This is a genomic window from Burkholderia sp. BCC0405 (assembly GCF_902833075.1).
Classification (GTDB): Bacteria; Pseudomonadota; Gammaproteobacteria; order Burkholderiales; family Burkholderiaceae; genus Burkholderia.
Map to the genome: position 1 here is coordinate 12,889 of NZ_CADFEO010000020.1, position 14,020 is coordinate 26,908.

The window sequence follows — 14,020 nt, forward strand, 5'->3', positions numbered from 1 at the left end:
CGGCTCATGGCCGCCCTTCGTTTTACCGCCCGGCGCCCGCCGGCGGCTCCGCCGGTTCAAACAACGCCTCCGCCTGCCTGACGCGCACGAAGCGCGCGGCGCCATCGCCTTCCACCAGCGCCCGGAAATGCGCTTCGCCGCACGCGAGCTTCGCGCGCTCGTGCTCGCTCGGCACGTTGCCGTCCGCATTCGGCGTATCGACGACGAAGTACAGCCGTTCGCCATCGTCCTGTTCCGCGAGCACGGCCCAGTCCGGGTGATAGCTGCCGAGCGGCGTCGACACGCGGAACCACGCGGGCAGCTTCGCGTACAGCTTCACGCCGTCGTGCGCCTCGAGCGCATCGGCGAACGCGCGCTCCGCGTCCGTCTCGCACACGACCGCTTCGTGGATCGACTTTTGCGCATCGGGCCGCAGGTTGCGCAAGTAGCCGGTCAGCGCCTCGCTCTCGAACGATTCGAGCGCATGCACATGGCGCTCGCCGAGCTTGCGGTACGCGATGCCCGCGACGAGCGCGAGCCGCTTGCAGCGGTTGATCGCATCGGCCGCGACCGCGATGAACTGCTGCGGATTCACGCGGAAATCCTCGAGCCGGCCGCTGTCGGCCAGGATCGTCGCGAGCGAACGGCGCGTGAGCTGCGTGCGGTCCTGCAGCTCGGTGAGCAGGTCGGGCAGCGGCAGCTCGCCTTCGTCGAGCAGCACCGTGCCGGCGCCGGCCACCTCGATCGCCTCGATGCCGGCCTTGCCGATGTCGATCTCCGCCTTGCGCCACTGCAGCCGGGCGCGCGCGATGTCCGGCGCGTCGTGCAGCGCGGCCGCGCAGTCACGCACGAGCTTCGCGTTGTCGAACTCGACGCTGTAGACGGTGCGATGGCGAATGCGGTCCCACAACGCGCGGAAATCCTCGCCGAACACGACGGCCTTGCCCGACGCATCGCGCCGCAGCGCGATGGCGCGGCGCTCGTCCGCGTTGCGCACGGCAAAGCGGCCCGACAGCTTGCGCAGCGTCGCGACGATCGGCCCGCGCAGCATCTCGAACGCATCCGGCAGCACCAGTGCGCTCTGGCGCAGCGCATCCTTCAGCCGGTCGAGCACCTTGCCCTGCGCGTCGACGTAACCCTGCTGGTGCAGGTGGTTCCACAGCACGCGCGACAGCTCGATGCCGAGCGCATGCGCGGGTCCGTCGCCTTCCTGCACGGGCAGCGCCGCGAACTGGTGTTCCTCGACGATCCCGAAACGGATGCCCGTATCGGCCTCGATTTCCTTCTGCAGGTTCTCCGCGAACGACTCGTAGCGCTCGGTCGCGATCACGGTGAGCGTGTTCACGCCCGCATCGCGCACGCGTTCGCCGTCCTGGTCGACGGCGAGGCGCAGCCCGCGGCCGAGCGTCTGGCGGCGCTCGCGTTCGGTCTGGATGTCGCGCAGCGTGCAGATCTGGAACACGTTCGGGTTGTCCCAGCCTTCCTTGAGCGCCGAGTGCGAGAAGATGAATTTCAGCGGCGTGTCGAACGACAGCAGCGCTTCCTTCTCGCGCATGATCAGGCCGTACGCGCGCTCCGCGTTTTCGCGCGCCGCAGCGCTGCTTTCGCTCGTGTCGGTCCAGCCGCCCTTGCGGTCGATCGAGAAGTAGCCGTTGTGCGCGCGCCCGACTTCGAGCGCGACGTCGACACCGTCGAACAGCGCACGGTAGGCCGGCACGCGTGCCGCACGCGCGTATTCCTCTTCGAAGATCAGCGCGTAGTCGCCCTTCACGGGCATGCCGTTCTCGTCGTAGCGGCGGTAGCGCTCGACCGAATCGACGAAGAACAGCGACAGCACCTTCACGCCGCGCTCGGCCAGACGCAATTCCTTGTCCAGATGCTCGCGGATCGTGCGGCGGATCATCTCGCGCTGCACGGCGAGCGTGTCGATGTCGCCGAACGCCTCGCCGAGCGACAGGAATGCCTCGCCTTCCGGATGGCGCAGCTCGACGTATTCGGCGCCCTTCACCGCATGGACCTCGCCGATCCGCAGCCCCGCGTACAGCGCCCGCTTGGTCAGGCGTTCGAGATCGTCGCCGTCGGTGGCCGACACGATCTGGCGTTTCACGCCGGCCGCCGTCGCGACGTCGAGCTCGACGCGCGCGCTGATCGCGCCGCGCCGGTTCGACACGCCGACGAGCCGCACGTACGGCTTGTTGTGCGCATCCTCGACGATCGCCGATGCAATCTCGATCTGCTTGACGAGCTTGCGCTCGTACGCGTCGACCGCGTCGAGCCGGTACACCATGTGGTGACGGTCGACGTGCGTGGCCGAATAGCGCAGCGTGCAGAGCGGCGCCATCGCGGCGAGCGCTTCGCGGCCACGGCCTTCGAGCCCGCCGTCGACGCTCTGCGGCTCGTCGACGATCACGATCGGCCGCGTCGCGCGGATCAGGTCGATCGGCTTCTCGCCGCCGGTCTTCTCGCTGTCCTTGTAGAGGTTGTTGATTTCCTTCTTGTTGATCGCGGCCACCGTCATCACCATGATCTGGATCGCCGCGCTCGCCGCGAAGTGGCGCACCTGGCCGAGCTTCGCGGAGTCGTACAGGAAGTAGTCGTACGGCACGCCCGCATACAGCGCGCGGAAGTGATCCTCGGTGATCGAGAGCGTCTTGTGCACGCCTTCCTTGATCGCGATCGACGGCACGACGATCACGAACTTCGTGAAGCCGTAGCGGCGGTTCAGCTCGAAGATCGTGCGCAGGTACACGTAGGTCTTGCCGGTGCCGGTTTCCATCTCGACGGTGAAGTCGCGCGAGCCGGGCAGGCCGGACGGCGGCAGCCCGCCGCGCAGCTGCACGTCGGCGAGATTGCGCGCGAGCGCGTCGTCGGTCAGCGACAGCCGGTTGCCGACGCCCTGTTCCGACACCGCGAAGCCGAGCGAGCCCTGCGCGGCGGCCGTCGTGCCGGGCGCGGCGTTCGCGAGCACGCTGAAGTCGCCGCGATACGATTCCTGGCCGCGAAACAGGTCGCAGACGGCGTCGATCGCCTCGCGCTGGTAGTCGAGATCCGCTTCGAAATGCAGCCGCATCACAGGCTCCGCACGCGCTTCACGCCGTGCTGTTCGAGCAGCGCGGCCAGATTGAGCTTCGCGACGTCGTCGACGAAGCCGCTGTCGCGGAACAGGCACGTGACGTCGTGCGTCGTGCCGGTCGCATCGAGCAGGTCGACGATGCCGTCGGCCAGCGGCCCCGCGTCGTCACGCGTGATGCGTGCATCGAAACACGCGACGATCGAATGGCCGATCAGGTGCACGGTCTTGCCCGCCACCTGGTGATGCTCGACCGGCGTGCACAGGTCGAGGCCGAGCTTCAGCGTCAGCTCGGCGAGCAGGTCGTCCTCGGTGCGGCCGGTCTTCACGTGCTCGACGGACGCGAACAGCGCGTGGTCGAAGTCGTCGCGGCGCGGATCCCACTCGATCACGTTGGTCGTGTCGAGCCGGTACACGCGAAAGCCCAGGTCGCCATAGCTTTCCGGGAAATCGCGCGCCACTTGCTGGGCCGCGCGGCGCAGGCGTTCCTTCGTGATTTCGGCGAGCGTCAGCGGCTTCTTCAGCTTCGCGCAGAAATCGGCCGCGCTCTGCTGCGTCTTGTCGCGGCGGTCGAGCGCTTCGGGCAGTTGCACGAGCACGTAGCGGCGCGCGCCGCCGTCGGTTGCGTTCACCTGCATCACCGCGTGGCCGGTCGAGCCGGAGCCCGCGAAGCAGTCGAGCACGATGTCGTCGCCGCGCGTGCACCAGCCGATCACGGCCGCCGCGAAATCGACCGGCTTCGGCAGGTCGAACGGAATCCCGAGCGTCTTGAGCAGCGCGTCGTCGGAACCGGCGAACGGCAGCACCGACGGCACGTTCTCGTACATGTTCTCGTCGAGGTAGTAGATCCGCTGCGGTTGCGTGGTTTCGTCCGCGCCGAATTCGATCTGGCCGCGCTCGATCAGCGCCTGCATCGTCGCAGGCGGGTTGCGCCAGCCGCGCGCCGGCATCGCGCACGGCTTGCCGGTGACCGGGTGGATCAGCGGCGTGAAATACTCGTCCGGCGCCTTCTTCTTGTTCGGCCAGGCCATCGACACGAGGCGGTACACGCGGCCTTCTTCCGACAGCCGGTCATACATCACCTCGCCGCCGGACAGGTTGGTCTGCGCCTTCATCCACGCGCGGTACGCCTTCTGCGCGTCCTTCGCGTTGCCGCTGCGGTACATGGCGTCGTGCGCGGCGTCGAGCATGCGCTGCGCGTTGCGCTTCGGGCGCCTGAGCGGCGCCCGCTCGAGCAGCGTCTCGGCGTTGCGCGCGAACAGCACCAGCGATTCGTGCTGGTACGCGATGCCGCGCGCGTCGCCCTTCGGGTTGCGCTTGTCCCACACGGCGACGCCGAGCTCGTTCTCCTCGCCGAAGATCTCGCGCAGCATCAGCACCAGCGCGTGCACTTCATGCTCGTCGATGTGCACGGCGATCAGCCCTTCGTCGGACAGCAGCGCGTGCGCGAGTTTCAGGCGCGGATACGTCATGTTCAGCCAGTCGGTGTGGAACCGGCCGTTCGCCTCGGTGTTGGTGCTGCGCTTCACGCCGCCCTGGGTCTGCCCGGTCATCGCCAGGTAGTGGCGGATGCTGTCGGTGAAGTCGTCCGGATAGACGAAATCGCTGCCGGTGTTGTACGGCGGGTCGATGTAGACGAGCTTCACCTTGCCTGCGTAACTCTTGTGCAGCAGCTTCATCACGTCGAGGTTGTCGCCCTCGATCACGAGATGGCGCGTGTCGTCCCACGCGACGCTGTCGTCGGGGCAGGGGCGCAGCGTGCCCGTCGACGGCGTGAGCGCGGCCTGGCGCGCGCTGCGCTTGCCGTGCCAGTGGAAGCCGTAGCGCTCGTCGGCGTCGCCGACCATGCGCTCGCCGACGAGCGCCTTCAGCACGTCGACGTCGACCGACGCGCCCGCCGGGCCTTCGGTCACGAGTTCGGGGAACAGCGCCTTCAGGCGCGCGACGTTGTCGGCGGTGAAATCCGTCGACATCGCCTGCGGGCTGGCCGCATCGAGTTTGTGCATCGTCTTTTCCATCGGAGCCCGGCCGCGCGCGCCAGGACGTCGGGCGCGCTCACGGCACCGGCGGCAATGGCCGCCCGGGCAAACCCGAAACGCTAGCGAGTCGGTCGGCCGAGGTCAAGCGCCGATGTGGGGCGAGCGTGCGGACATCGGCCGCGATCGCCCGCCGGACGGGCCGCAAGCGGCTTCGGGCCGGTTGTCGCATGGCCGGCCGGCGGGCGCCTGGCGGGCGTCCCCGGAGGCCCGCCGGAAAGGACGAAAAAAAGGGCACGGTCGGTGCCGGGCGCCGGCGTGCCTGCATCCGGCTCGCGCGGTTCGGAAGGAACCGGGTTCCCTGCGCATCACCGCCACCCGATCAGCACCCGCCCCATCGCATCGACGCCCATGTCGAACAGGTGCGACACGAACGGCACGAGGTTCGGCACCATCAGCTGCACGAGCAGCAGCCCGACCAGCATCGTCACCGGAAAGCCGATCTGGAACACGCCGATCTGCGGCGCCGCGCGGTTCAGGATGCCGAGCGCGAGGTTCGCGATCAGCAGCGCCGCGACCACCGGCAGCGCGAGCAGCAGCCCCATCTCGAACACGGTCGCGCCGAACGCCGCGAGCGTGCGCCAGCCGGGCGCGTGCAGCAGGTCGGCCGACACCGGCAGCGACTGGAACGACGCGGCGAGCGCGGCGAACACCTGCAGGTGGCCGTCCACCGCGAGGAACGCGAGCATCGCGACGGCATTCAGGAAGCGGCCCATCACGGGCGTCGCGCCGCTCGTGTGCGGATCGAAGAAGGTGGCGAAGCCGAGCCCCATCGACAGCCCGATGAAGTCGCCGGCCGCCTCGACGGCCGCGAACACGATCTGCATCGTGAAACCCATCGCGACGCCGATCAGGAACTGCGTGACGAGGATCCAGATCCCTGGTGCGGAGAATACGGTGACGTCCGGCATCGCGCCGAGCGTGGGCGCCACGACCAGCGCCATGAACGCGGCGAGGCCGATCTTCACGCGCACGGGCACCGCCGCGTGGCCGACGACGGGCGCGGTCGCGACGAGCGCGAGCATCCGCACGAACGGCCACAGGAACGCCGTGAGCCAGCCGTTGAGCTGCGCGTAGGTAACCGAGAACATCGCCGCCGGGTGGTGCGCGCGGCTCAGCCGACGCCGAGCGTCGCGACGTGCAGCAGCGTCTGCCGCAGGTAGTCGAGCATGGTCGTCAGCATCCACGGGCCGGCGATCACGAGCGTCGCGGCGACCGCGAGCAGCTTCGGGATGAACGACAGGGTTGCCTCGTTGATCTGCGTCGCGGCCTGGAACAGGCTCACGACGAGGCCGACCGCGAGCGCGACCAGCAGCAGCGGGGCGGCCAGCAGCAGGCCGACCATCATCGCCTGGTGCGCCAGGGTCATCACTTGTTCGGGCGTCATCGCGCGTTTCCTCCGCCGCTTACGTAAAGCTCTGCGCGAGCGAGCCGATCAGCAGCTGCCAGCCGTCGACCAGCACGAACAGCATCAGCTTGAACGGCAGCGACACGGTGGACGGCGACACCATCATCATCCCCATCGACATCAGCACGCTCGCGACGACCATGTCGATGATCAGGAACGGGATGAAGACGGTGAAGCCGATCTGGAAGCCGGTCTTCAGCTCGCTCGTGACGAACGCGGGCACCAGCAGCGACAGCGGCACGTCTTCGGGGCCCTGCATCGGCGCGGCCTTCGAGATCTTCGCGAACAGTGCGAGATCGGTCTCGCGGGTCTGCTTCAGCATGAAAGTCTTGAACGGCGCGACGCCGCGCTGCACCGCCTGCTCCATCGGCATCGAGCCGTCGGAGAACGGCTTGTAGCCGTCGTTGTACGCGCGGTCGAGCACCGGCGACATCACGAAGAAGGTGAGGAACATCGCGAGGCCGACGAGCACCTGGTTCGGCGGCGTGGTCGAGGTGCCGAGCGCCTGGCGCAGCAGCGACAGCACGATGATGATGCGCGTGAAGCTCGTCATCATCAGCATCATCGCCGGCAGGAACGACAGCATCGTGAGCAGCAGCATCGTCTGCACGCTCAGCGAATACGTGGTGCCGCCGTGCGGGCCCGGGCTCGCGTTGAACGCGGGCAGGCCATTCGCCTGCGCATGGGCGAGCGCGGGCGCGAGGCAGAGGATCAGCACGGGCGCGAAGCGCGCCGCGCGATGCAGGAATGCGTGTTTCATCGGGATGCGGGGTCGGAAAGAGGGCGCGGCGCCATGTCAGCGGTCCTTGCCGCGACCGAGGCGCTTCGCGGCTTCGCCCGCGAGCGCGTCGCGAAACCGCGCGCCGAACGTGCCGGGCAGGCCGCCTTGGGACGGGGCGCCGCCGGCGGGTGCGTCGGCCGAGGCCGCCGCCGCTGTCGCGGTGGCCGCCGCCGAACCGGCCGGCAGCGTATGCAGCAATCGCACGTTGCCCGGCGCGACGCCGAGCACGAGCCAGGTGTCGCCGATCTCGACGATCGTCGCGCTTTCCTTCGCGCCGACCGCGACGCTCGACACGATCTTCAGCGGGCCGCCGTGGCGTGCGTGCTGGAAGCCGAAGCGGCGCGCGAGCCACGCGCACGCGAACACGAGACCGATCACGACCGCGAGCCCGACCAGCGTCTGCAGCACCGCGCCGAAGCCGAGCGACGGTGCGGCCGAACCGACCATCACGCTCGATGCGATCGAACCGGCGTGGTTCACCGCGTTCATGTCGGCGGCGCCGGCCGGCGCGCAGGCAAGCGACGCCGCAATGGCCGCGGCGGCCGTCACGCGCGCGACGCGCACGCGGCGGCCGGGCGCTGCGACGTTCATCGATTCAGCTTCCGGATGCGCTCGGCCGGCGTGATGATGTCGGTCAGGCGGATACCGAACTTGTCGTTGACGACCACGACCTCGCCCTGCGCGATCAGGCAGCCGTTCACGAGCACGTCCATCGGCTCGCCGGCCATGCCGTCCAGCTCGACCACCGAGCCCTGCGCGAGCTGCAGCAGGTTGCGGATCGCGATCTTCGTGCGGCCGAGCTCCACGGTCATCTTGACCGGGATGTCGAGGATCATCTCGATGTCGTTGTGCGTCGAGCTCGCCGCGGCCTTCGACAGCGGCTGGAACACGCCGGCGCCCGTCGCGCCCGGCTGCACCGGCTGCTGGTTCTGCTCGGCGAGTGCGGCCGCCCAGTCGTCGATGCCCGGATCTTCTTCCGCCGCGGCCGGCGCCGCCTGCGCAGCGGCGGCCGATGCCGCGAGGGCCGCGTCGGCCATCGCTTGTGCGTCGTCCTCGGGCGTCTGGTTCAGCTCACTCATATCCACCTTCCTTCATCGAATCGCCCGCGCCGATCATCTTCTGCACGCGCAACGCATATTGACCATTGAAAATTCCGTAGCCGCATTCCATCACCGGCACGCCGTCGACCTTCGCGGTGATCGTGTCCTCGATTTCCAGCGGCAGCACGTCGCCCGCGCGCAGGTTCAGGATCTTCTCGAAGGTCGACGAGATCTCGGCGAGGTTCGCGGTCAGCTCGACCTCGGCGGCCTGCACCTGCTGCGACAGCACGCGCACCCAGCGGCGGTCGACTTCGAGCGCCTCGCCCTGGATCGGCGACGCGAGCACGTCGCGGATCGGCTCGACCATCGAGTACGGCATGCAGATGTGCAGCGTGCCGCCCGTCGGCCCGAACTCGATCGAGAACTGCGTGACGATGACGATCTCGTTCGGCGTCGCGACGTTCGCGAACTGCGTGTGCATCTCCGAGCGCACGAATTCGAACTGCAGCGGCCGCACGCTCTTCCATGCGGTCGTGTAGTGCTCGAACACGAGGTTCAGCAGCTTGCCGATGATCCGCTGCTCGGTGGCCGTGAAATCGCGGCCCTCGACGCGCGTGTGAAAGCGCCCGTCGCCGCCGAACAGGTTGTCGACGACGAAGAACACGAGGTTCGGGTCGAACACGAACAGCGACGTGCCGCGCAGCGGCTTCACGTGCACCAGGTTCAGGTTCGTCGGGATCGGCAGGTTGCGGGTGAACTCGCTGTACTTCTGCACCTTCACCTGGCTCACGGAGATTTCCGCCGTGCGCCGCATGAAGTTGAAGATGCCGATCCGCAGCAGGCGCGCGAAGCGATCGTTGATGATCTCGAGGCCGGGCATCCGGCCGCGGACGATTCGCTCCTGCGTCGCGATGTTGTAGGGGCGGACGCCCGATGTGTCGCGGTGCTCGTCGACTGCATCGGCTTCGCCCGTGACGCCCTTGAGGAGGGCATCGACCTCCTCCTGGGACATGAACTCCTGGTGACCCATACGCGCTCCTTTCGCGGCCGCGTTACTGGACGACGAATTCGGTGAACAACACGTCGTCGACCTTCGCGCGCTGGTTGCCCGGCTGCGTAGGCTGCTCGATCAGGTCCCGCAGTTCCTTCGCGAGCGAACGTTTGCCGTCCGGCGTCGCGAGATCCTCGGGGTGCTTGTTCGACAGCGCGAGCAGGATCCGGCTGCGGATCTCCGGCATCCGCGCGGTCAGCTGCTCCTGCGCCTTCGGGTCGGTGAGCTTCAGCGACAGGCCGACGCGCAGGTAGTGCTGCGCGCCGTCGTCGGACTGCAGGTTCACGGTCAGCGGGTCGAGCGGGAAGAACACCGGCGCGGCAAGCGGCGCCGGCCCGGCGGGCGCGCTCGCATGGCCGACGCCTTCCTTGCTCAGGAACACGTACATGCCGCCGGCTGCGGCAGCCGCCGCGCCCAGCGCGATGACGGCGATGAGCGCGATGCGCTTGAACTTGCCGGACGAAGCCGGCTTGTCGGCGGTCGGGTTTGCGGTCGTGGAGGCCATGTGAATGCGTGCGTGATGTCTCGTAGCATGCATTGTTCGGCATCCGGGCCGAGCCCGATGGGCGGAAAAGAGGGGGGATTTGCGGCTATCTCAGCCGATTGTCGGCCGGGTGCAGGGTAAGCGGGGGCGGAAAGGGCCGCCGGGCTGGCGGCCGAGGCATGCGTGGCCGGGAAGAGGCGCCGTTCCCGCCGCACGGAGCGTGCCGCGCGCCGGCCGCCCGCTCAGATCGGCAGCAGCGTCAACAGCGGCGCGATCAGCACCATCGCAACACCGGCGATCATCATCGTGAGGCTCGACACGACGCCTTCCTCGCTGCCGATCTCGCGCGCCTTCGCGGTGCCCACGCCGTGGGCGGCCGCGCCGAACAGCGCGCCGCGCGCGAGGCGCGTGCGCAGCGGCACCAGCGCCAGCACCAGCTCGCCGAGCAGCATCCCGCAGATGCCGGTCGCGATCACGAACAGCGCGGTGAGATCCTTCGGCGCGTGGATCTTGTCCGACACGGCGAGCGCGAACGGCGTCGACACCGAGCGCGTCATCAGCGAGCGCTGCAGCTCCGGCGACAGGTGCAGCAGCTTCGCGAGCAACAGCGACCCGCACACGCCCGCGCCGATCCCGACCGCGACGCCGACCGACAGCGACAGCCAGTGGCGGCGGATCAGGTCGCGATAGTCGTAGATCGGCACCGCGAACGCGATCGTCGCCGGGCCGAGCAGCCACATCAGCCAGCGCGTGTCGTGGAAGTAGACCGAATACGGGATGCCGGTCAGCAGCACGAGCAGGACCAGCACGCCCGGCACGAACACGAGCGGCGAGAACAGCAGCGTCTTCTTGAACGCGTAGAGCCGCTTCGACGCGAAATACAACACGATCGTCAGCACGAAGCAGCCGAACGAGATCGCGGTGTTCGCCTGGTCGGCGGACAGGTTCGTCAATGCGGCAGGCATGGCAGGCTCCGGCTCAGTGTGCCGACGCGGCGCTCAGGCGCGTGCGGCGGCGTTCGGCGAACACGCGCTGCGCGGCGAGCCGGCGCTCGAGCTTCGCGGCGAGGTCGACCGCGACGGCCACGGCGACCATCACGAACGCGGTGCCGGCGAGCATCACCAGCGCGATGCGCCAGCCATCCTCGCGGAACAGCCCGCCGTACTGCACGGCCGCGACGGCCGCCGGCACGAAGAACAGCAGCATGTCGGACAGCAGCCAGTTCGCACCGTCCTTCACCCACGCGGGCGCGACGCGGCCCGAGAACAGCAGCACGAGGAGCACCGCGAGGCCGATCACGCCGGACGGGATCGGCAGCCCGATCTTGCGCACGCCCCAGTCGACCACCATCCACAGCGCGCCGAGCGCGGCGGCCTGCAGCGCGATCCGGCCCGTGTGCGCCAGGCTGCCCGAAGCGGCGGGGCGGGCGGCAAGTGCGGCGGTCGGCTTGGTCATGGCGGGCTCCCTACAGATATTCCGTTGATGGTGCGAGTATAGGGTTTCCCCTAACCATAAATAAAATGACTTGTCTCTATCCTTATCATTCCAATTCGGAATTCGTTTATTGATCGCCGCACCAATTTGGGGAGTCGTCGATGGAATTGCGCGCGCTGCGGTACTTCGTCGAGGTGGTTCGCCAGCAGAGTTTCACGGCGGCCGCCGACAAGCTGTTCGTGACCCAGCCGACCATCAGCAAGATGGTGAAGGCGCTCGAGGACGAGATCGGTTCGCCGCTGCTGCTGCGCGACGGCCGGCAGATGGTGCTGACCGACGCGGGGCGGATCGTGTTCCAGCGCGGCCAGGACGTGCTCGCCGCGCAGGCGCAGCTGCAGTCGGAGCTGAACGACCTCGGCACGCTCGGGCGCGGCGAGCTGACGATCGGGGTCCCGCCGCTCGGCGGCTCGCTGTTCACGCCGATCATCGCCGCGTACAAGCAGCGCTACCCGAACATCGAGCTGAAGCTGTTCGAGCAGGGCGCACGGATGATCGAGGCCGCGCTGATGTCGGGCGAGCTGGAACTGGGCGGGCTGCTGGAGCCGGTCGATCCCGGCACCTTCGACGTGCTGCCGATGGTGCGTGCGCCGCTGTGGCTGGTCGCACCGCGCGAATCGCGCTGGGAGGATCACGCGGCCGTGCCGCTCGCGGATCTCGCGCGCGAGTCGTTCGTGTTCTACGCGGAAAGCCTCGCGCTGCACGACGCGGTGCTCGATGCGTGCCGGCAGGTCGGCTTCACGCCGTCGATCGTGAGCCGCAGCGGCCACTGGGATTTCATGGCCGCGCTCGTGCACGCGGGGGTCGGCATCGCGCTGCTGCCCGAGCCGTATTGCCGGCGGCTCGACGCGGGCCAGTTCACGTGCCGGCCGATCGTCGAGCCGGAGATCACGTGGGCGATCGCGCTCGGCTGGCTGAAGAAGGGGTATCTGTCGCACGCGGCGCGCGCGTGGCTTGAAGTGGCGCGGGCGACGCTGCCGATCGCGCCGGGTGACGACCTCGCGTTCGGCGGGTTGCGGGCGCGGGAGTGACGCCCGCCGAGGCGGGCGGCAAAGCGGACGAGGCGGGCGCAACGGCCGCCCGCCGCGCGGTCAGTGCCCCATCGCCGGCCCGGCGCCCTTCCTCGGCTTCGTGACCCACACGAGCGCCGCGAGCGCGCCGAACATGAACGCCGACAGCAGGAAGAAGTCGTTGGTCGCCATCATGAAGCCCTGCTGCGTGACGAGCTGATTGAGCTGCGCATTGGCCGTCTGGCCGACGATGCCGAGCTGCGACAGCGCGCCCTGGTAGTCGGTCGTGCTCTGCGCATACACGCTCACCGATTCCGACAACCGCGCGTGGTGGTAGATCGCGTCGTTCTCCCAGAACGTCGAACTCGCCGCGGTGCCGATCGCGCCCGACAGCGTGCGCAGGAAGTTCGACAGCCCCGACGCGCTCGCGAGCCGGTCGTCGGGGATGCTCGACAGCGTGATCGTCGTCATCGGCACGAAGAAGCACGCAACGCCGATCCCCTGCACCAGACGCGGCAGGATCACATGGCTGAACGGCACGTCGAGCGTAAACGTCGAGTTCCAGATCGACACGCCGGCGAACACGATGAACGCGAAGCTCGCGACCATCCGCAGGTCGAGCCGGTGCATGTTGCGGCCGATCAGCGGCGACAGCACGAGCGCGAGCAGCCCGACCGGCGCGGTCGCGAGGCCGGCCTTGCCCGCCGTGTAGCCCATCACGGTCTGCAGCCACAGCGGGAAGATCACGACCGAGCCGAAGAACGCCATGAAGCCGAACGAGATGATCATCGCGCCGAGCGCGAAGTTGCGATCCTTGAAGAGCGACAGGTCGACCACCGGCTCCTTCTCGGTCGCCTCCCAGACGAGCATGAACGCGAGCGACACGACCGCGATCAGCGCGAGCGCGACGATGAACGTCGAGTTGAACCAGTCGCGGTCCTTGCCGAGGTCGAGCATCATCTGCAGGCACGACACGCCGATCACGAGCAGCGCGAGGCCGATCGCGTCGATCCGCTGCTTCGACGTCTTCGTCTCGCGGCCGCGCAGCAGGAAATACGCACAGGTCGCCGAGAAGACGCCGATCGGCAGGTTGATGTAGAAGATCCACGGCCACGTGTAGTTGTCGCTGATCCAGCCGCCCAGCAACGGGCCGAAGATCGGTGCGACGATCACCGTCATCGCCCATAGCCCGAGCGCGAGCCCGCGCTTCGCGGGCGGATAGCTGCGCATCAGGATCGTCTGCGACAGCGGCACCATCGGCCCCGACACGAGGCCCTGCAGCAGCCGGAACGCGATCAGCGTCTCGAAGTTGGTCGCGAGGCCGCACAGCGCCGAGGCGATCGTGAACGCGAGCACCGACAGCGTGAACAGCCGCACCTCGCCGACCCGCCGCGCGAGCCAGCCGGTGAGCGGCACCGCGATCGCGGAGGCGACCGAGTACGACGAGATCACCCAGGTGCCTTCGCTCGTCGCGACGCCGAGGCTGCCCGAGATGGTCGGCACCGCGACGTTCGCGATCGACGTGTCGAGCACTTCCATGAAGGTGCCGAGCGCGAGCCCGACCGTGAGCAGCGCGAGTGCACCGCCGGACAGCGGTGCGGGTTCAGCGGCGGGGGAGGCGGCGGATGCCGTGGTGGCGGACATCGAAATCTCCTAGACGCGACGCGCCG

General features: G+C 68.6%; 13 protein-coding genes. 1 reads left to right on the plus strand and 12 read right to left on the minus strand.

Annotation, left to right across the window (positions count from 1 at the left end; all coding sequences use genetic code 11):
* Positions 1 to 22: 22 nt before the first annotated feature.
* From HWX36_RS27705 to HWX36_RS27755, 11 genes are all read right to left on the minus strand, one after another.
* Positions 23 to 3,049, minus strand: a complete 3,027-nt coding sequence (locus tag HWX36_RS27705; RefSeq protein ID WP_175956558.1) for a DEAD/DEAH box helicase family protein — start codon at positions 3,047 to 3,049, stop codon at positions 23 to 25.
* Positions 3,049 to 5,067: a site-specific DNA-methyltransferase gene (locus HWX36_RS27710; protein WP_175956560.1), complete on the minus strand. Its 2,019-nt coding sequence runs from the start codon at positions 5,065 to 5,067 to the stop codon at positions 3,049 to 3,051. The genes HWX36_RS27705 and HWX36_RS27710 overlap by 1 nt, the downstream gene beginning before the upstream one ends.
* Positions 5,068 to 5,393: 326 nt before the next feature.
* The gene (gene fliR, locus HWX36_RS27715; RefSeq protein ID WP_175956562.1) at positions 5,394 to 6,176 is read right to left on the minus strand and encodes a flagellar biosynthetic protein FliR; all 783 of its coding nucleotides are present in this window, start codon (positions 6,174 to 6,176) and stop codon (positions 5,394 to 5,396) included.
* Positions 6,177 to 6,199: 23 nt separating this feature from the next.
* The gene (fliQ, locus tag HWX36_RS27720) at positions 6,200 to 6,472 is read right to left on the minus strand and encodes a flagellar biosynthesis protein FliQ (RefSeq protein WP_006491272.1); all 273 of its coding nucleotides are present in this window, start codon (positions 6,470 to 6,472) and stop codon (positions 6,200 to 6,202) included.
* Positions 6,473 to 6,491: 19 nt separating this feature from the next.
* On the minus strand, positions 6,492 to 7,253 hold the full coding sequence (gene fliP / locus HWX36_RS27725) for a flagellar type III secretion system pore protein FliP (RefSeq protein WP_175956564.1): 762 nt from the start codon (positions 7,251 to 7,253) through the stop codon (positions 6,492 to 6,494).
* 36 nt (positions 7,254 to 7,289) lie between these two features.
* The gene (gene fliO, locus HWX36_RS27730) at positions 7,290 to 7,865 is read right to left on the minus strand and encodes a flagellar biosynthetic protein FliO (RefSeq protein WP_175956566.1); all 576 of its coding nucleotides are present in this window, start codon (positions 7,863 to 7,865) and stop codon (positions 7,290 to 7,292) included.
* Complete coding sequence (fliN, locus tag HWX36_RS27735; protein ID WP_175956568.1) at positions 7,862 to 8,353, minus strand: flagellar motor switch protein FliN; 492 nt, start codon at positions 8,351 to 8,353, stop codon at positions 7,862 to 7,864. The genes fliO and fliN overlap by 4 nt, the downstream gene beginning before the upstream one ends.
* Entirely contained in the window at positions 8,346 to 9,344 is a 999-nt protein-coding gene (gene fliM, locus HWX36_RS27740) for a flagellar motor switch protein FliM (RefSeq protein ID WP_175956570.1), read from the minus strand. Before fliM ends, fliN begins: the two co-directional genes overlap by 8 nt.
* Positions 9,345 to 9,366: 22 nt before the next feature.
* Positions 9,367 to 9,903, minus strand: coding sequence for a flagellar basal body-associated protein FliL (fliL, locus tag HWX36_RS27745; RefSeq protein ID WP_175956572.1), 537 nt, complete (start codon positions 9,901 to 9,903; stop codon positions 9,367 to 9,369).
* A 188-nt stretch (positions 9,904 to 10,091) separates the two neighbouring features.
* The gene (locus HWX36_RS27750; protein WP_175956574.1) at positions 10,092 to 10,814 is read right to left on the minus strand and encodes an LrgB family protein; all 723 of its coding nucleotides are present in this window, start codon (positions 10,812 to 10,814) and stop codon (positions 10,092 to 10,094) included.
* A 13-nt stretch (positions 10,815 to 10,827) separates the two neighbouring features.
* Entirely contained in the window at positions 10,828 to 11,304 is a 477-nt protein-coding gene (locus HWX36_RS27755) for a CidA/LrgA family protein (protein ID WP_175956576.1), read from the minus strand.
* Positions 11,305 to 11,444: 140 nt separating this feature from the next.
* On the opposite strand from HWX36_RS27755, the gene HWX36_RS27760 reads away from it, so the two are divergent.
* Complete coding sequence (locus tag HWX36_RS27760; protein WP_175956578.1) at positions 11,445 to 12,371, plus strand: LysR family transcriptional regulator; 927 nt, start codon at positions 11,445 to 11,447, stop codon at positions 12,369 to 12,371.
* Between the two features lie 60 nt (positions 12,372 to 12,431).
* Here HWX36_RS27760 and HWX36_RS27765 read toward each other — a convergent pair whose 3' ends face one another.
* A complete protein-coding gene (locus HWX36_RS27765) occupies positions 12,432 to 13,994 on the minus strand; it encodes a DHA2 family efflux MFS transporter permease subunit (protein ID WP_175956580.1) in 1,563 nt (520 codons plus the stop codon).
* Positions 13,995 to 14,020 lie beyond the last annotated feature (26 nt).